Annotated in this window: 15 protein-coding genes; 3 read left to right on the plus strand and 12 right to left on the minus strand. The window is 62.5% G+C overall.

From position 1 onward, the window contains the following. Window positions 1–75 precede the first annotated feature (75 nt). The 3 genes from BX604_RS27140 (at window position 76) to yddG (ending at window position 3,540) form a co-directional block, all read left to right on the plus strand. Entirely contained in the window at window positions 76–987 is a 912-nt protein-coding gene (locus BX604_RS27140) for a dihydrodipicolinate synthase family protein (protein WP_098553857.1), read from the plus strand. Then, entirely contained in the window at window positions 987–2,489 is a 1,503-nt protein-coding gene (locus tag BX604_RS27145) for an aldehyde dehydrogenase (RefSeq protein WP_098553858.1), read from the plus strand. The genes BX604_RS27140 and BX604_RS27145 overlap by 1 nt, the downstream gene beginning before the upstream one ends. A 124-nt stretch (window positions 2,490–2,613) precedes the next feature. Continuing rightward, window positions 2,614–3,540 (plus strand): aromatic amino acid DMT transporter YddG, encoded by a 927-nt coding sequence (gene yddG, locus BX604_RS27150; RefSeq protein WP_098553859.1) that lies wholly within the window; start codon window positions 2,614–2,616, stop codon window positions 3,538–3,540. A gap of 19 nt (window positions 3,541–3,559) precedes the next feature. On the opposite strand, the gene BX604_RS27155 is transcribed toward yddG, so the two are convergent. The 12 genes from BX604_RS27155 to BX604_RS27205 all read right to left on the minus strand — a co-directional run bounded on the left by BX604_RS27155 (window position 3,560) and on the right by BX604_RS27205 (window position 17,781). Then, window positions 3,560–4,816, minus strand: coding sequence for an aromatic ring-hydroxylating oxygenase subunit alpha (locus BX604_RS27155; RefSeq protein ID WP_098554075.1), 1,257 nt, complete (start codon window positions 4,814–4,816; stop codon window positions 3,560–3,562). 602 nt (window positions 4,817–5,418) lie between these two features. Next, on the minus strand, window positions 5,419–6,756 hold the full coding sequence (locus BX604_RS27160; RefSeq protein WP_143748131.1) for a hypothetical protein: 1,338 nt from the start codon (window positions 6,754–6,756) through the stop codon (window positions 5,419–5,421). Further along, a complete protein-coding gene (locus BX604_RS27165) occupies window positions 6,756–7,673 on the minus strand; it encodes a hypothetical protein (RefSeq protein WP_179894895.1) in 918 nt (305 codons plus the stop codon). The genes BX604_RS27160 and BX604_RS27165 overlap by 1 nt, the downstream gene beginning before the upstream one ends. Window positions 7,674–8,443: 770 nt before the next feature. Next, window positions 8,444–8,821, minus strand: a complete 378-nt coding sequence (locus BX604_RS38660; RefSeq protein WP_143748132.1) for a hypothetical protein — start codon at window positions 8,819–8,821, stop codon at window positions 8,444–8,446. An 80-nt stretch (window positions 8,822–8,901) separates the two neighbouring features. Beyond that, entirely contained in the window at window positions 8,902–9,819 is a 918-nt protein-coding gene (locus BX604_RS27170; protein WP_098553861.1) for a LysR substrate-binding domain-containing protein, read from the minus strand. 154 nt (window positions 9,820–9,973) lie between these two features. After that, window positions 9,974–10,975, minus strand: a complete 1,002-nt coding sequence (locus BX604_RS27175; RefSeq protein ID WP_098553862.1) for a glycine betaine ABC transporter substrate-binding protein — start codon at window positions 10,973–10,975, stop codon at window positions 9,974–9,976. Between the two features lie 207 nt (window positions 10,976–11,182). Further along, window positions 11,183–12,307 (minus strand): quaternary amine ABC transporter ATP-binding protein, encoded by a 1,125-nt coding sequence (locus tag BX604_RS27180; RefSeq protein WP_098553863.1) that lies wholly within the window; start codon window positions 12,305–12,307, stop codon window positions 11,183–11,185. Further along, window positions 12,300–13,187 carry an ABC transporter permease gene (locus BX604_RS27185; protein ID WP_098554076.1) on the minus strand — a complete coding sequence of 296 codons (888 nt, stop codon included), beginning with the start codon at window positions 13,185–13,187 and terminating at the stop codon, window positions 12,300–12,302. The genes BX604_RS27180 and BX604_RS27185 overlap by 8 nt, the downstream gene beginning before the upstream one ends. Before the next feature lie 67 nt (window positions 13,188–13,254). Further along, window positions 13,255–14,580: an NAD(P)/FAD-dependent oxidoreductase gene (locus BX604_RS27190; protein WP_098553864.1), complete on the minus strand. Its 1,326-nt coding sequence runs from the start codon at window positions 14,578–14,580 to the stop codon at window positions 13,255–13,257. A gap of 17 nt (window positions 14,581–14,597) precedes the next feature. Next, window positions 14,598–15,491 (minus strand): dihydrodipicolinate synthase family protein, encoded by an 894-nt coding sequence (locus tag BX604_RS27195; RefSeq protein ID WP_098553865.1) that lies wholly within the window; start codon window positions 15,489–15,491, stop codon window positions 14,598–14,600. 4 nt (window positions 15,492–15,495) lie between these two features. Beyond that, the gene (locus BX604_RS27200) at window positions 15,496–16,995 is read right to left on the minus strand and encodes an aldehyde dehydrogenase (RefSeq protein WP_098553866.1); all 1,500 of its coding nucleotides are present in this window, start codon (window positions 16,993–16,995) and stop codon (window positions 15,496–15,498) included. Between the two features lie 60 nt (window positions 16,996–17,055). Further along, window positions 17,056–17,781 (minus strand): GntR family transcriptional regulator, encoded by a 726-nt coding sequence (locus BX604_RS27205; protein WP_098553867.1) that lies wholly within the window; start codon window positions 17,779–17,781, stop codon window positions 17,056–17,058. Window positions 17,782–17,864: the final 83 nt, after the last annotated feature.

A 17,864-nucleotide genomic window follows, 5' to 3' on the forward strand; every position in this document is an offset into this window, starting at 1 on the left:
ATTACACGCACGCCGCGGCCGTCGCGGCGTCGGCATTTCCAACGCAACGCCTACTTTCATTCGCTGGAGCACATCATGAATTTCAATGGCATCTACACGCCGGCCATCACGCCCCTGACCGCCGAAGGCGGCATCGACAAGGCGGCGTTCGCCGAAGTCCTCGAGTACCTGATCGGCGCGGGCGTGCACGGCATCATCATCGGCGGCTCGACCGGCGAGTACTACGCGCACACCATGCAGGAACGCATCGACCTCGGCGCGTACGCGAAGCAGGTGATCGGCACGCGCGTGCCGCTCGTGATCGGCACCGGCGCGATCCGCACCGAAGACTCGATCGAATACGCGAAGTCGGCCCGCGAGATCAAGGCCGATGCGATCCTGGTCGGCTCGCCGCCGTACGCACTGCCGACGGAGCAGGAAAACGCCGCCCACGCGATCGCCGTGGACCGCGCCGCCGACCTGCCGGTGATGCTCTACAACTACCCGGCGCGCATGGGAGTGTCGATGGGCCGCGAGTTCTTCCGCACCGTCACCGCCGCGTCGAAGAACTTCGTCGCGATCAAGGAAAGCTCGGGCAGCACCGGCCAGCTCCACATGCTGGCGCGCGAATTCCCGAACATCAGCGTGTCCTGCGGCTGGGACGACCAGGCGCTCGAATTCTTCGCGTGGGGCGCGAACAGCTGGGTCTGCGCGGGGTCGAACTTCCTGCCGGCCGAACACGTCGCGCTGCACCAGGCATGCGTGGTCGAGAACGACTTCCGCAAGGGCCGCCGCATCATGTCGGCGATGCTGCCGCTGATGGACTTCCTCGAAGACGCGGGCAAGTTCGTGCAGTCGATCAAGTACGGCAGCGAACTCGTCGGCCTGCGCAGCGGCGGCGTGCGTGCACCGCTGCAACCGCTCGACGACGCGAACAAGGCAGTGCTCAAGCAGATCGTCGCCGACGTGAAGCACGAGATCGCGGCGATCGTCGGGGGCCAGGCCTGATGGCGGAACTGCTCAGCGCATCGCAATACGCAGCCATCGCGGCCGGGCTGACACTGCCGACGCAAGCCTTCGTCGACGGGGCGTTTCGCCCCGCCCACTCCGGCAACACGTTCGCAACGGTCAACCCGGCCACCGATCAGGTGCTCGCGCACGTCGCGGCATGCGACGCCACCGACGTGGACGATGCCGTCGCGCGCGCCAAGGCGGCCTTCGCCGACGGCCGCTGGCGGCAACTCCCGCCGTCGCAGCGCAAGTCGATCCTGCTGCGGTTCGCCGATCTGCTCGAACAGCACGCGCACGAACTGGCGACGATGGAAAGCCTCGACAGCGGCAAGCCGATCCGCGAATGCCAGAACATCGACGTCCCGGAAACGATCCACACGATCCGCTGGCACGCGGAGCTGACCGACAAGGTCTACGACAACACCGCGCCGGTCGGCTCGAACGCGCTGGCGCTGGTGGTGCGCGAGCCGATCGGCGTGGTCGGCCTGGTGCTGCCGTGGAACTTCCCGCTGCTGATGCTGGCGTGGAAGATCGGCCCGTCGCTCGCGGCCGGCTGCTCGATCGTCGTCAAGCCGGCGATGGAAACCACGTTGACCGCGCTGCGCGTGGCGGAACTCGCGCATGAGGCCGGCGTGCCGGCCGGCGTGTTCAACGTGCTGCCGGGCGGCGGCAAGGAAGTCGGCGAGCCGCTGGGTCGCCATCCGGACGTCGCGATGGTCAGCTTCACCGGCTCGACCGCCACCGGCCGGCGCTTCCTGCACTACGCGGCAGAATCGAACCTGAAGCGCATCGTGCTCGAATGCGGCGGCAAGAACCCGGCCGTGGTGATGCGCGACGTGACGGACCTCGACGCGGTCGCGCAGCACGTGGTGAACGGCGCGTTCTGGAACATGGGCGAGAACTGCTCGGCGTCGTCGCGCCTGATCGTGCACGCGGACATCAAGTCGGCGCTGCTCGAGCGCATCGGCGTGCAGATGCGCGAATGGAAGATGGGCGACCCGCTCGATCCCGAGCATCGCGTCGGTTCGCTGATCAGCAAGGCGCACTTCGACAAGGTGCGCGCGTATCTCGACCAGGTCGGCACGGACAAGCTCGACGTCGTGTTCGGCGGATCGACCGAGCACGGCATCTTCGTCGAGCCGACCGTGGTCGACGGCGTGCGCCCGGACCACGCGCTGTTCCAGGAGGAAGTGTTCGGGCCGGTGCTGGCCGTCACGACCTTCACGGACACCGACGAGGCGATCGCGCTCGCGAACGATTCGGTGTACGGGCTCGCGGCGTCGGTCTACACCCAAAACCTGAACGACGCGATTCATCTGTCGCGTGCGATCCAGGCCGGCGTGGTGACGGTCAACTGTTTCGGCGAAGGCGACATCACGACCCCGTTCGGCGGCTACAAGGCTTCCGGGTTCGGCGGCCGCGACAAGTCGATCTGGGCGCATGACCAGTACACCGAGATCAAGACCATCTGGATCGACGTACCGACCCGCACCGCATAAAATCATCGCCGCGCGACACCCGCATGCCGGCCGCGATCGCCACGAGCGATCGCGGCCGGTTTGTCGCATCTGGCGGGCCATCGGCCCGCAGCAACACATTCACCCGGTATCGGCAGGAACAAGCATGAACAGCAGGAACAGGGCGACGCTGACTGGACTCGTCGCAATCGTTTTATGGAGTTCGATGGTCGGGCTGATTCGCGGCCTGAGCGAGAGTTTCGGCGCAACCGGCGGCGCCGCGATGATCTACACGGGAGCGGCGGCACTGCTGCTCGTGACGACCGGGCTGCCGCGTCTTGGCGAAGTCCCGCGCCGCTACCTGCTGTGGGGCAGCGCGCTGTTCGTCGCGTACGAATGGTGCCTGTCGCTGTCGATCGGCGACGCGCATACGGCGCGCCAGGCGATCGAAGTCGGCATGGTCAATTATCTGTGGCCCACCTTCACGATGGTGTTCGCGATCCTGTTCCTCGGCCAGCGCGCGAACCTGCTGATCGTGCCGGGCGTGATCCTCGCGATGGTCGGCGTGGGCTGCGTGCTGGGCGGCGAGCACGGGCTCGATACCGCCGGCATGCTCGCCAATATCGCCGACAACCCGTTCAGCTACGGGCTGGCGTTCGTCGGCTCGCTGATCTGGGCCGCGTACTGCACCGTGACGATCCGGATCGCGAACGGCAAGAACGGCATCACGCTGTTCTTCATCATGGTCGCGGTCTCGCTGTGGATCAAATACCTGTTCGACGGCGAGCACACGATCGTCTTCAACTTCAATGCGCTCGCCTACCTGCTGCTCGCGTCGGCAGCGACGGGCTTCGGCTATTCCGCGTGGAACATCGGCATCATGCGCGGCAACGTCGCGATCCTGGCCGGCGTGTCGTACTTCATCCCGGTCATCTCGGCTGCCCTCGCCGCGCTGCTGCTGAACGCGTCGCTGTCGTCCGGCTTCTGGCTCGGCGCGTTCTGCGTGTGCGGCGGCTCGATCCTGTGCTGGCTCGCGACGCGCAAGCGCGCGCCGCGCGCCGCCGTGTCGGCGCAGGCCGAGCAGTGCACGTGACGGCATCGGCGCTCGCGCGTCAGATACCGTGCGCGTCGAGACGCCCCGCATACCATCCGACGAACTGATCGACGTAGTTTTCGGTGGACGGCGAGTACGGGCCCGGGATGTATCCCGGGTCCCGCGCGCCGCGATGGTTGATCGCCACCAGGCTCGCGTCCTGCGCATTCGTCGCGACCCAGACCTCGGTCAGCTTCGTCAGGTCGTAGTCGACGCCTTCCACCGCATCGGCATGCACGAGCCACTTCGTGCGAACCAGCGTCTTTTCCGGCGTGAGCGGGATGATGTAGCTGATCATCGCGTGGTCGCTCATCACGTGGGTCCACGAGTTGTGCGTCCACATGTGCGTGTCGCCGAGGTCGCGGCGCGTAATATCGCCCAGCAGTTTCTGCGATGCGACCTTCGTATCCATCGTCTGCGATTCGCCGTGACCTGCGATCAGCAGACGCTCGGTGCGGAAATGCGTCGCGACGTCGCCGGACAGCGCCTCGACCGCCTTGCACACCCAGCCTTCGCTTTCCCAGTTGGCTTGCGTGTCGGCATTGAGCTTCTCGTACGCTTGCTGGGCCTTCAGCGCCGCTTCGTCCATGTCGTCCGCGCAGGAACCGGTCGACTCGGGCAGGAACGACTGCGTCAGCTCCGGATGCCCGGCCTCGCAGTGGTAGCACTCGCGGTTGTTCTCCATCACGAGCTTCCAGTTGCCGTCCTCGACGATCTCCGACTCGAACGCGATCTTCGTGTTCTGCAGTTCGTACGGCGCGAAGCGCGGCCCCATCGTTTCTTCCAGGTGCGCGATGTCGGCCGGCGGCTCGTCCGCGAAGCACACGAACACGTGCGTGCCGACCACCTTCACGTGCACGGGCAACAGATTGCGACAGGTGCTGTCGAAGTCCTTGCCCATGTGCTTGGTGTGGCGCAGGCTGCCGTCGAGGTCGTAGGTCCACTGGTGATACGGGCACACGAGCATGCCGACCGTCGACTTGCCCGCTTCCTTCAGGCGTGCGCCACGATGGCGGCATACGTTGCGATATGCACGGATGCCTTCGTCGTCGTCGCGCACGATCATGACCGACGCCCGGCCGATGTCGACCACCGACACATCGCCCGGCTCCGGGACATCGGCGGTCACGCCGACCACGATCCAGTGCTGGTTGAAAAAGATGTCGACGTCCGTGTCGAATACATCCTGGCGGCTGAACACTTCGCCCGGCAACCCGCAGCCCGGCTCGCGGCTGCGCACGAGTTCGCCAAGCGGCTTCAACTGAACGTCTGACATCGTCTTCTCCAACGGTGATGGGGAAGCGGGACTTCGATCGATCCCGCGTTAGCCGCAGTATTGGAGGGCCGGAAAAACGCGTCAATGCGCTTTATTTTCCGCGATTCATTACATTGGATTATGGGTCGATAGCGGCCGCCGGACAGGGTCTTTCGCGACGGATTCGGCTGGCTTCGGGACGCAAAAAAATAGTTCATCGCGGAATTCCGGGGGAACGCTGGGGAACTCCGGGGGGAACGTCGGCGTTCGGCCAGGAACTGCCGTTCGCAAGCCTTGACGGTAGGACGTCCATGCGCCTACCAGGTCACGGCACTTCGCCGCCAATCGAAGGACCGCTTCGAGTCGGAAGTCGACAATCGCGCGTCGCAGGGCGGAGGCCGGCCGAGTTCGGCCATGAGGAGTTGCTCACCCGACCGAGACGTACGGCTCGATGTCGACCAGTTTCGGTCATTTACCCACTTGGACGCTGAGAAAACTAGCCGGAAACCGCGCATTGCATAGCACCGATCGGCAGAAGCAGCGATGTTGACCGTATAACGCCTGGCCCACTTGTTAAACTGCCCCGGTTCGCCTGGGGCTTTTTTGCGCAGGTAGTTCTGCAATCAGCTTAAGGCTGGGTTTAACGAATTTGCCTCGATTGATTCAATGTGAAGCTTCTGCATGCCTGCGAGCGCGTCAATCGACTCAAACTCGTAGAAAATTCTGCTCAGAAATCCAGGAGATGTCGTCACGAATATGTCTTTGTTTGGCTGAGCACCTAGCCGCGAGACTATCAAGCCTTGCTCCGTAAGGTCCGCGTGGAGTCCGTGCTTCGCGTATGTGTGCTTCAGTTCATTCACGTCAACACTTACTATGAGTGTGATATCTCCGTTGAGGAATTCGAAGATTGCCTGACTACAATTGATGGACAACAAAAACGGCAGATAAATTCCCCAGTCTCCCTCTGCCTTTGCCCGGTTCAACATAACCACGGAACAACTAGGGTTTAAATGCGGCGAGAGGACGTCGTCTATGTCACCGCCCCTCAAACATGCGTAGACAAGTCCGGGTTCGGGCGAGATCGCCATTCCTCCGGTCTCTAGCGACAATTCGATGCATTTATTTAATACTGCCGCATGGTTCGTTTTGGGCGTTGGCAACTCGACGCGTCGAAGGCGCTCATGACCACGGAAGTTAAATGAGATATCGGTTTCGTAAAAATCTCGAATCTTCTTGATATTTTCAAGTTGCCTCTCGACACGTGCGTTGCTGTTCTCACTCGCTTTCACCTCGATGGGAATGGGGTCCAGCCCAGCTAGAATGCAGACATCTCCGTGGCGAAGCACATTGGATATATCGCATAACATGGCGGGAATCCCTTGGCGTGCCATCAAGCGGACTAACCGCCATTCGTGTTCGAAACCTTCTTTGCCCGCAAGGGCCCCCGCTGCTTCCTTTTTTGCTCCATCATCAACATTGAAGATCATGTGTTTGATGGAAAATTTATCCAGATAGACAAAAGCGATGCTGTCACCGAAGCTGCGCCAAACGAAAAGGAGCCATTGGTAAAAACGCACGGCTCCGGAAACTGCTGCAATCTCTTCCTTGATCAATCTGGCATCAGCTTTGGAGAGGCCTCCGCCTCTTTTTCCGCGAGTTAGTTCTCGTTTAAGTGACTTGAGCTCAGCGACTCGCTGGTCGGTCCGACGAATGCGGGAAACTATCTCGCGTTGAAGCACAAGCAACTGATCAAAATTTTCCGGATTCGACTGAACCTTCCGAAGCAACGTCACCAACTTGGAAATTGATTTCCGATATCGTGCCAGCACGTCTGCAAATCCTCTACATTTGGTAAAGTAACTGCATGCAAACACTTCAATGTCTGCATATTGAGCATGCATTACCCGCAACCGTTGAATTTTGAGTACTTCAGCATCGCCGATGCCAGGCGGCAGTTCCACTAACGACTAGTTTCCGAATCAATGTCGATCGATGGATCCGGCTGCGTTGATGTAATTGCAAACTCGTTGATTTCTTCGGGAACCGAAGAGTTCGCTCTTCTCGTATCTGGAGAAAAGTCGTGCCAAAATAACCGGGCCGCCTCGGGATCGTAAACCCATGGGTGGTCAAGTGCATCGGACTTTCTTAAGCGATGACCACGAAGAAAAATGTCTTGTTTTTGATGGGGTAGTTCCGGCGGCCAGTAAACGCCGAAATGTCTTTGGTTCATGTTTTGGTACACCTTCGATATTTGAGGTGCGCCACCGATATCCCTAAATTTCTTGGAAGAAAGAATAGTATAAAATGCTTCGGCCGGAAGCATGTCCAACTTTTTTTCAATTCCCCAATATTTTTTTCGATTTTCGGAGATATGGCGAACCATTGCGCCCAAAGGTTCTTCGTCGCCAATGTATGTAATGAACTCTCCGGCTACCTTTCGCGCAGGCCTGCTCTCAAATTTTCTTCGCTTTGGGTGAAAGACGATGCGGCGGACGAAGAAATCCTTTAGTCTGGCGGAATAACCTGCAAAGATGAACGAGCATTTTGGCAGGCTTAGTTCTGGAAGCACTGGGTTGGTGTCGGAGACGAATTTTAACGATTCGTTTAACATATTTATAATCAAATCGTATGCATCGGAAACATCCAGCACTCTATCGCGCAAATTCACAAATGATTCAATATAAGATGTGATCTGCGCAATTAGTGGATAAGTCCAGTCAGTTTCTCCTGCGAATGAGATTATTGCATCACTTCGACCAACGCCAAATATTTTCGGACCATAGTCCCAAATTTTTCCGCCACTTAGCCTGCTATCAGACATCATCCACAATTCACGTCCTGTATGAGTAGCTCTAGTCCAGCTAACGACAAGTGTCATTTTATTTTCAATGGAAATTAATGGATTGCAGGATAAGTTTATTTTTTGACAAATTAATCATGGCATTTAATATAGAGAATTAATGGTCAGGGGCGCCCGAGCACAACCATGTGGCTTTGCCTCAATCAAGGGCACATACAATTCATCAAGAACCTGCGGGTAGCCGCCGCTTCCGCGATACTGCTGCTAACTGCGCCTCGCACTGATAGACCGAATCCAGGGCCCCAGTTGCCCGTTGTGAAGAATTTCCCATCCCGCGACGCATCGCCCCCTGGCTTCCGCCGCGAGTTGGCGAAGCAAAGAATGCGTTCCGTTTCCATCGTATAGCCCCGTCTCAGTTTTGTTCTTCAGAAACACGCGATTAAGTTGATGTAACACTTTGTAAGTGTAGCATCCAAGCTCCCGCCAATGTCGTGATATCAGTGTCGTGTCGTCCAGCAAGTAAGCGCCCATGCTCTTTGCATAATCATCGTCCTTTTCGCATCCCAGTTCGCCTGCGTTCCGTCCGCAAGAAAATGCTCAGCGCTCCAGCGATCGACCATCGGCTCTTCTCACTCACGGATTGCGCGCCTCGCGATCAACACGCGGCGGCCGATGTGAATCTCGCGTGCTCGGAGTCCGTGTTTACGCATCTCGTAGAACGCCGAGCGCGAAAGCTTGAGTGTTCACGGAACTCCAGCAGGACGATCGCGCCGCCGCACTCAACAATCTCCACCTATATCAATTCGGCGGGGAGATCGGCCATATTTGTATCTCCATCGAGCGTGCATTCAAGATGCTTGAACTTCGCTCGCTTTATCCGGCGTGTCGAAACGGCGACTCGTATCCGGTCGAATCAGCTTCTCGACCATGAGATGCTGCGTTCGGACGGGTTTCTCAAGTCGCACGAACCATTCATCAATGACCATCGACGGCAGGCTGAAGGGGCGCCCAATCACGGACAGTTCAACAAGCGGCGTTGCGCGGCGCGCACGAAGGGCAGCTAGACCGTTGAAAACGGACGTTGCAGTTCGAAGGACAAGTGACGGGAATGGGTCGACAAGCGACACCCACGGAAATCCACGAAGAACAAAAAAATCCCGCGCCATCGACCCAATGCGCTCGACGGTCGCGGGACAAGGCAGTTCACCCGGAGGGCGAAACTGCATCAGTGATCAGGATGATCAAGCAATTGAAACGCGCGACGCCGAATGCGCGGAGGCGCGTACCAGTCGGCACGCGCCTCACGTCACGCGACGCCTGCGTCGTCCTTCAACAGGTCGATCAGCGTCTGGATCGTCGGCGTGATCGACCGTCCGTGCGGCACGACCAGGTAATACGCGTCGTTCAACGGCAGCGTGACATCCATCAGACGCACCAGGTCGCCCGACGCGAGATGTTCGTGGAGCAACCGGCTCCACCCGAGCGCGACGCCCTGCCCGAGCAAGGCCGCCTGGACCGCGTCCGGATACAGGCAGGTGCGCACGCCGTACCTGAGCTTGGCCGGGCGCGCGCCGACGGCGCGAAACCACTTGTCCCAGCTCAGCCAGCCCTCGGATGTCGAGTCTTCCTCGATGAAGGTCATGTTCGCGAGCTCGTCGAGCGAGCCGGGCGTGCCGTACTCGTCGCGCCAGGCCGGCGAGCATACCGGGAACACCTGTTCGTCGAACAGCAGATGCGCGCTCCCGTCGCTCCACTTGCCGTCGCCCCAGCGAACCACGGCGTCCACCTCGGTATGGCGCAGATCGGCGGTAAACATCGTCGTCGTGAGACGGATGCGCAGGTTCGGGTGCAACGCCTTGAGCCGCGCGAGGCTCGGCATCAGCCGGAAGTGCGAAAACGCCGCCGTCGTGGCGAGCACCAGTTCCTCGTCTTCGAGCCCGGTCGACAGCCGGTCGAACACGCCGGCGATCTTGCCCATCGCTTCGGCCACGACGGCATAGAGCGCCGCGCCTTCGTTGGTCAGCGTCGTCGTGCGGTGCAGGCGATCGAGCAGGCGCACGCCGAGCTGTTCCTCGAGCAACCGGATCTGCCGGCTGACGGCGGCCTGCGTGACGCCGAGCTCGGACGCGGCCTGCGTGAAGCTGCGAAGCCGCGCGACGGCCTCGAACTCCACCAGCGCCGTCAACGAAGGGATGAGCCGCCGATAACCTTTTGCACCGTCCATGCCTGCTTCACCGTGAATCGTGTTGTCTGAGTCGCCCGCGCCGCCGTTCCGCCGCGCCGTATACGCCACCGACGGGCGGCGGCCATCCAAGCCATCCGCCCGTCGGGGTTCGACGCGCCCGGAATCGACGACGATCCCCGGCCCGCGTGTGCGCTTACAGCGACGCCTTGACCTTCTCCGCGGCAGCTGGCGTCACCCACTTCGTCCACACGTCCTGCTTTTCCTTCAGGAAGCGCTTCGCGCCGTCTTCGCCGGTGGCCTGGTTGGCCGTCATCCACAGCATGATCTGCTGCAGGTCGGCGGTCTTGAAGCTGCGCGTGTTGAGATACTTCATCACGTCGGGGCTGGCTTTATCCGCGAACGGTTTGGCGATCAATGTATACAACTGCCCGACCGGCCAGCCCGTCGGCTTCGGATCGGGACAGCTGGCCACCGTCGTGCAGCGCTTCCACTCCGCCTGGTCGACCGGCACGCCGGCGTCGAGCTTCACCATCTGGTATTTGCCGAGAAGGGAAGTCGGCGACCAGTACACCCCGAGCCATGCCTGCTTCCGTTCGTAGGCCTTCGCCATCGATCCGTCCAGCCCCGCCGCCGATCCCGTATCGACGATCCGGAACCCGGCCTGCTGGGCCTTGTACGCCTTGAACAGTTGAGCCGTATTGACCGTCATCCCCCACCCTTGCGGGCCATTGTAGATCGCGCCCTTGCCGGGATTTTCCGGATCGGGGAACAGCTCGGGATGTTTGAGCGCGTCCGGAATCGTCTTGATGTCGGGGTGCGCATCCGCGACGTACTTCGGGATGTACCAGCCGTAGACCGCGCCCTCCTGAATGGTCTTCGCGCCCATCACGATCTTCTTCTCGTCGATCCCGCGTTGCACGATCGCGGGCAGCAACGCAATCGCGCCTTCCGACACGACGTCCGGCTTGCCCTTGTCGACCATCGACGTAATGGTCGGCACGGTGTCGCCGATCACGGTGTTCACCTGGCAGCCGTAGCCGTCGCCGAGAATCGCCTTGTCGACAGCCGCTTCCAACTCGGCGCTTTGCCAGTTCATGCTCGCGATCGTCACGCTTCCGCATCCGGCGGCGTAGGCATGCGAGCCGCCACCGAGAACACCGGCCGCCACGAGTGCGCCAAGAAATTTCAGTTTCATTGCAGTTTCCTCAAAGTTGCCGGGCCTTCCCCGGTTTGCGTTGGTCTGGGTGCGCTTCCATGTCAGCCTGATGCGAACACGGTCGAGCGCATGACTGCGGGCGTGTGCGATTGCTTCAATCGCCGGCCGGATGGCAATACGCGGCTGTGCGCGGCCTCGTGCTCCCACGAATCGAACGTCGGTACCCGGTGCGCATCCCGGCGTGCTTCATCCGCGCGCAACCGCCACGGAGGCATCCGCACGTGCGTGCGCAGACGGCTGCGCGTGCGGCATGCGTGGCACGTCGTGCGCGTCTTCCGGCGCCGCCAGTGCACACGCCAGCTGGCGCAGGTCGACGGTGCCGAGCGGCTGGTTGCCGTCGCCGACGACCGTCAGGCGATCGACGTCCGGGTCGCGCGTGAGCATCGACAGCGCGCCCTCGAGCGTCGTGCCCGCGGCGACGCGCATCCCGGCCGCCGGCACGGTGGCGCGCAGCGGCGCCATCACGTCCTCGACGCAAACCACGCGACCGCGATTCACCTGCCTGACGAAGTTGGTCACGTACTCGTCGGCCGGACGCAGGACGATGTCCTGCTTCGTGCCCTGCTGCACGATGTTGCCGTCGCGCAGGATCGCGATCTGGTCGCCGAGCCGCAGCGCCTCGTCGAGGTCATGCGTGATGAAGACGATGGTCTTGCGGATTTCCTTCTGCAGATCGAGCAGCACCGTCTGCATGTCCATCCGGATCAGCGGGTCGAGCGCCGAATACGCTTCGTCCATCAGCAGGACGGGGGCATCCATCGACAGTGCGCGGGCGAGACCCACACGCTGCTGCATGCCGCCGGACAACTGGTTCGGATAGCGCTGCTCGAAACCCTTCAGGCCCACGCGCTCGAGCCAGCGCATCGCGGTGTCGACCGACGTGTCGCGCGCGACGCCGCACACTTCGAGCCCGTAGATCACGTTCTCGAGCACGTTGCGATGCGGCAGCAGCGCGAACTTCTGGAACACCATCGCCGTCTGGCGGCGGCGGAACTCGCGCAGTTCCTTGAGCTTCATCCGGCAGACGTCGACGCCGCCGATCAGCACCTCGCCGGCCGTCGGGTCGATCAGCCGGTTGATGTGACGGATCAGCGTCGACTTGCCCGAGCCGGACAGGCCCATGATCACCTGGATGGAACCGGCGGGAATGTCGAGGTTGATGTTGCGCAGTCCCAGCACGTGGCCGGTCTGCGCGAGCAGCTCTGCCTTCGACAGACCGTTCTTCACGGCATCGACATGCGACGCGGCCTTCGGCCCGAAGATCTTGTACAGATTGCGGATCTTGATGCCGCCGGATTGAATGTCAGCCATGGACCACCTCCTGATGCTTTTGAAGCCGCTTGCCGTAGGCCTGGCTGACGCGGTCGAAGATGACGGCGATGCCGACGATCGCGAGGCCGTTGAAGATGCCGAGCGTGAAGTACTGGTTGGCGATGGCCTTCAGGACCGGCTGGCCGAGCCCCTGCACGCCGATCATCGCGGCGACCACCACCATCGCGAGCGCCATCATGATGGTCTGGTTGACGCCGGCCATGATCGTCGGCAGCGCGAGCGGCAACTGCACCTTCACGAGCCGCTGCCAGCCCGACGAGCCGAATGCGTCGGCGGCTTCGATGATGTCCACGTCGACCAGCCGGATCCCGAGATTGGTCAGCCGGATCATCGGCGGAATCGCATAGATGACGACCGCGATGAGGCCGGGCACGCGGCCGATGCCGAGCAGCATCACGACCGGAATCAGGTACACGAAGCTCGGCATGGTCTGCATCACGTCGAGCACCGGGTCGACCAGCCTGCGCATGCGATTCGACTTCGCCATCAGGATGCCGATCGGCAAGCCGATCAGGATCGACAGCAACGTGCAGACGAAAATCATGGACACGGTCCGCATCGTGTCCTCCCACATGTCGAGATAGCCGATCGCGGCCAGCGTGACGAAGCAGCCGGCGACGATCTTCCAGTTGCGGCTCGCGATCCACGCGACCGCGAGCACCAGCAGCATGATGATCGGCCACGGGGTGCGCGTCATGAAGTGCTCGGCCGCCGTCAGGAATTGCTGAAGCGGCTGGAACGCCGCGTCGATCGGATCGCCGTATGCGGCGGTAAACGCACGGAAGCCGTCGTCGATCGAGCGCTTCATGTTCAGCAGCGCGTCGTCCTGCATGTGCGGGAATGTGTGTATCCAGTCCATTTGATCCTCCATCAGTCCGATGCCGGCCGGAAGGCCTGCGAATGCGCCGGCGCGAAAGGGTTGTCGTTCATTCGAGGCCGGCCGACCATTCCTTGACGCTCAGGTTCGCCGTCGCGCCGATCGTCAGGAACGGCTGCGGCGGAAGCCGCTTCGGCGCCGCGAACCCGCGGAACACCTGCACCAGCCATGAATCCATCCCCAGCGCCGCCTCGGCGGCCGCGATGCCCGACGCGGTCGCCTTCGTCGCGCCGACGCCGTTGCAGGCGATCGCGGCAAAGATGCCCGGCTCGATTTCACCGAATGCCGGCACGCCGTTCCACGTCAGCGCCATCGCGCCCGCCCAGCGGTACTGCATCGGCAACCCCTTGAGCATCGGGAAGCGTGCGTCGAACTTGCGGTCGTGGACGCGGCCGGCGCGTGCGATCGCGCCTTCGGTCACCTGCAGCCGCGGGTTGTACGTGTAGCGCGAGCGGATCAGGATCCGGTCGCCGTCGTCGCCCCGAACACGGCGAACCGTGGTGCCCATCGGAAACGCCGGTGTCGCGGCCCACGAACGTTCGCCACCGAGCCGCGACGGATCGAATGCCTTCGACATCGATGCGTACGTGTAGACATGCAGCAGCACACCCGGAAGGAGGCCGAAACTCTGCGCATGCCCGTTGTTCGCCAGGATGATCTTGCCGGCGTTGACGGCGCCGTTCGGCGTCTTGATGCGCCACGCCGCGCCCTGCCGCTCCATCGACAGTGCGGGTGTATTCTCGAAGAGCGTCACCGGATCGCGGAACGAGTCGGCGAGGCCGCGGACGTACGCAGCCGGCTGGATCATCACGGTGCCGGGCGTGAAGATCGCAGACGTGAACGACTTCGTTCCCGTGACCGCCGCGATCTCTCTTGCATTGAGCAGATGATATGGTTCGTTGACCTTATCGAGCTGGACCGCATAAGAGGCGACGTGCTTGTCACCTTGCGGCCCCATCGCGACGTTGTACTTGCCGCACGGATCGAACACGTCCTTGCCCCAGCCTTTTTCCAGCGCCAGGTCGCGGGCCAGTGCGATCGCCATCCGGTGCACCTGGATGTCGTGTCGCCGCGCGTCGCTGTCCGACCCGCCGTAGTCTTCGGACGACACCTCGTGCGGCAGGTCGATGATGAAGCCGGAATTGCGCCCGGTCGCGCCTTCGGCGACCTCACCGGCCTCCAGCACGACCACCTTGAGGCCGGGATCGAGTTGCGACAGGCGCCGGGCCGCGGACAGCCCCGCGAAGCCGCCGCCGATGATCGCGATGTCGGCGTTCACCGTGGCGGTGAGCGGCGCGCGCGGCGCCCGCGGGGGCAGCATTTCGACCCAGCCGGACTTGCCGAGATGCTGCGGGAGTTTGCTCGCTACGAACATGATGGTTCACCCGTTCCTTACACGGCCTGCCGCTCGCGCTCGACGAGCGCGCCAAGTGCGCCGTGCAGCGCGTCGCGCTTCGCCGCGGACAGGCGCGACAGCGGGCGACGCGGATTGCCTGCGCCATAGCCGGTCAGTTCGGCCGCCGCGTAGACCGACTGCACGTAGTCGCCTTCCCAGATCAGCGACATCGCGGGCTCCAGCAGTCGCCAGGTTTCGCGGGCGTCGTCCCAGCGATGTTCCTGCGCGGCCGCGACGAGTTCCAGGCACGTCTTCGGCGCGAAGTTCGCGCCACCCCAGATCAGGCCGCTGACGCCGGCATACATCGCATACGGCACGAGCGGATCCGCGCCGTTCATCATCGGCAGCCCCGTGCGCACCAGCGCCGCTTGCTTCGCGAGATCGCCGCTGCTGTCCTTCACGGCCAGGAACTCGGGAATTTCGCACAGCCGGCGCAGCAGCGACGGCGTGATCTCGACGCCGACCGCCTGCGGCACGTTGTAGCCGATGATCGGCAGCCCGCCGCGCGCGACGGCGGCATAGAACTCGAACACGCCGTCGTCGTCGGTCGGCCCCTCGAAGAACGGCGGCAGGACCATCACGCCGTCCGCACCGCAATCGGCCGCATGACGCGTGCGATCGACGACATCGTCGACGAGCAGCGCGGACGTTTGCGCGATGATGCGAGCGCGGCCGTCGATGACCTTCGCACCGAACGCGACCAGCGCCTTCGATTCCTCCGGTGACAGGTACACGTGCATGCCGGTGCCTGAGCTCAGTACGAAGCCCTCGATGCCGACCGCGAGATAGCGTTCGATCAGTTGCGCCAGTCGCGCATGATCCGGCTTTCCGTTCTCATCGAAAGGAGTACTGATTGCCAGGTTGATGCCAGGGAAAGCAAAGTCTTTCATGTCGTTATGCCTCGTCCGCTTCGTTGTCGTTCAGGTCGACCCAGAGGGTCTTGAGCTGCGTGTACTGGTCATGCGCGTGCAGCGAGTTGTCGCGTCCGCCGAAGCCCGACTGCTTGAAGCCGCCGAACGGGGTCGTGATGTCGCCTTCGCCGAAGGCATTCACCGTCACCGTGCCGGCGCGAATCGCCCGGGCGGCGCGCAGCGCGCGTTTGCCGTTGCCGGCGAATACCGACGCGGCAAGGCCGTAGTCGGTGTCGTTCGCGATGTCGATCGCCTCCTGCATGCCGTCCACCGTGATGACGGACAGGATCGGCCCGAAGATTTCCTCGCGCGCGTGCTTCGCATCGTTGTTCGCGACGTCGATGATGGTCGGGTGGACGTAGCGGCCTTCGCTCGTCTGGCCTCCATACAACACGGTGTAGTCGCCGGACAGATAGGACTGCACCTTCTCGTAGTGCTGTTGCGACACGAGCGGCCCGATCCGGTGCGCGGGATCGAGCGGATCGCCCACCCGCCATTCGTCGGCGAGCTTCGTGATCTTGTCGAGCAGCGCCGCCTTGATGTCGCGATGCACGATCAGCCGCGAAATCGCCGAGCAGTTCTCGCCCATGTTCCAGAACGCGCCGTTGACGATGTGGCCCGCCACTGCGTCAAGGTCGGTCGCATCGGCCATCACGACGCACGGGTTCTTCCCGCCCATCTCGAGCACGACTTCCTTGAGGTTGCTCTCGGCCGAATACGACAGGAAGCGCCGGCCGGTGTCGGTGGAGCCGGTGAACGACACCATGTCGATGTCGCGATGGCGGCCGATCGGTTCGCCGACCGCGGGGCCCGTGCCCGTCACGACGTTGAACACGCCGGCCGGAATGCCGGCCTCGAGCGCGAGCTCGGCGACCCGCAAGGTGGTGAGCGACGTTTCCTCGGCGGGCTTCACGACGAGCGTGCAACCGGCCGCGAGCGACGGACCGATCTTCCACGCGAGCATCAGCAGCGGGAAATTCCACGGCAGCACGAGGCCGACGACGCCGACCGGTTCGCGCACGATCATCGAGATATGGCCGTCGGACGCCGGCGACACCTGGTCGTAGATCTTGTCGATCGCTTCCGCATGCCAGCGCAGCACGTTGACCGTTTCCGGAATGTCCACCGTCTGGCAGTCGAAGATCGTCTTGCCGCTGTCGAGGCTCTCCATCACCGACAGCTCGAGCGCATGCTGTTCGACGAGGTCCGCCAGCCGGAGAATCGCGTGCTTGCGGGCCGCCGGATGCAGCTTCGACCAGCGGCCGTCGTCGAACGCGGCGCGCGCGGCGGCGACCGCGACGTCGACGTCCTCCTTCGCGCACGCCGGCACGTCGGCGAGATGCTCGCCGGTTGCCGGGTTGATCGTGGCGAACGTGTCGCCCGAGCGCGCCGTGCGGGCTTCGCCGTCGATCACGACGCGGCCCGGCAGGTTCAATTCGCGAGCGATACGTCGATACTCGCTCGTGGACAGCAACTCAGTCATATCAGTCTCTCATCGACACGGGTTTCATGAGGAACCGAACCAACCGCTCGGTTCGTGCTACTAAAAATCAAGCGATACGTCCACACCTTCGGGCGCCACGTACGACGCCATGTTTCTGCGCGCCAGATACACGTGCGCGCTCACGATCTCGCCGGCCGCCTGCGCATCGCGGCGCTCGATGGCGTCGATGATCGCGTCGTGCTGCTCGATCGCCTCGACGAGCTCCGCTTCCATCTTCTCGTCGCGCGGCTGGTAGAACGTCTTCGCGAGCCGCGCATGATCGATCAGCAAGCGACACAGGCTCGGCAGCAGGTACGGGTTGTGGGCCATCTTGCCGATCGCGAGGTGAAACTCGTCGTTCTGCAACACCCGCTCGTCCACGCTGCCCGTCGCCACCGCCGTGCGAAACCGCTCCTGGATCCGCTTCAGCCCGTCGATTTCCGCCGGGGTCGCATGCATCGCGGCCAGCTTGGTCGTCCCGACGTAAATCATCGGCGCGGCCAGGAAATAGTTGCGCAGCGAGTCGTAGTTCATCGACGCGACCCGCGCGGCGCGATTGGCCTCCAGCTCGATGTAGCCCTCCGCCGCCATCTGCCGCATCAATTCGCGTACCGGCGGACGCGACAACCCGAATTCCTCGCCGAGCGCCACCTCGTCCAGCGTCGCGCCCGGCTGGAGCTCCATGCTGAGGATCCGGTGGCGAAGCGTCTGCGCCAGAACCGCCTTGCGATCCAGCGCCGGCGACTGCGCATCTTCACGCTCGGCTTCCACGAGATTGGGCTTCATGTGCTCTCCTGTTGCATGCATCGTCTGTATACAAATTGTATTCGTCAAGACTTCAATGTGTCTAATAAGGGAAACTGCGGATG

This window comes from Burkholderia sp. JKS000303 (genome assembly GCF_002563755.1).
In the GTDB taxonomy this organism is placed as follows: Bacteria; Pseudomonadota; Gammaproteobacteria; order Burkholderiales; family Burkholderiaceae; genus Burkholderia; species Burkholderia anthina_B.

Excerpts from the sequence above, each read along its gene's own strand:
- BX604_RS27180 (WP_098553863.1), bottom strand. The coding sequence starts at position 12,307 with ATGGCTGACATTCAATCCGGCGGCATCAAGATCCGCAATCTGTACAAG.
- BX604_RS27200 (WP_098553866.1), bottom strand. The coding sequence starts at position 16,995 with ATGACTGAGTTGCTGTCCACGAGCGAGTATCGACGTATCGCTCGCGAA.
- BX604_RS27195 (WP_098553865.1), bottom strand. The coding sequence starts at position 15,491 with ATGAAAGACTTTGCTTTCCCTGGCATCAACCTGGCAATCAGTACTCCT.
- yddG (WP_098553859.1), top strand. The coding sequence starts at position 2,614 with ATGAACAGCAGGAACAGGGCGACGCTGACTGGACTCGTCGCAATCGTT.
- BX604_RS38660 (WP_143748132.1), bottom strand. The coding sequence starts at position 8,821 with ATGCAGTTTCGCCCTCCGGGTGAACTGCCTTGTCCCGCGACCGTCGAG.
- BX604_RS27170 (WP_098553861.1), bottom strand. The coding sequence starts at position 9,819 with ATGGACGGTGCAAAAGGTTATCGGCGGCTCATCCCTTCGTTGACGGCG.
- BX604_RS27185 (WP_098554076.1), bottom strand. The coding sequence starts at position 13,187 with ATGGACTGGATACACACATTCCCGCACATGCAGGACGACGCGCTGCTG.
- BX604_RS27190 (WP_098553864.1), bottom strand. The coding sequence starts at position 14,580 with ATGTTCGTAGCGAGCAAACTCCCGCAGCATCTCGGCAAGTCCGGCTGG.
- BX604_RS27165 (WP_179894895.1), bottom strand. The coding sequence starts at position 7,673 with ATGACACTTGTCGTTAGCTGGACTAGAGCTACTCATACAGGACGTGAA.
- BX604_RS27175 (WP_098553862.1), bottom strand. The coding sequence starts at position 10,975 with ATGAAACTGAAATTTCTTGGCGCACTCGTGGCGGCCGGTGTTCTCGGT.
- BX604_RS27155 (WP_098554075.1), bottom strand. The coding sequence starts at position 4,816 with ATGTCAGACGTTCAGTTGAAGCCGCTTGGCGAACTCGTGCGCAGCCGC.
- BX604_RS27205 (WP_098553867.1), bottom strand. The coding sequence starts at position 17,781 with ATGAAGCCCAATCTCGTGGAAGCCGAGCGTGAAGATGCGCAGTCGCCG.
- BX604_RS27145 (WP_098553858.1), top strand. The coding sequence starts at position 987 with ATGGCGGAACTGCTCAGCGCATCGCAATACGCAGCCATCGCGGCCGGG.
- BX604_RS27140 (WP_098553857.1), top strand. The coding sequence starts at position 76 with ATGAATTTCAATGGCATCTACACGCCGGCCATCACGCCCCTGACCGCC.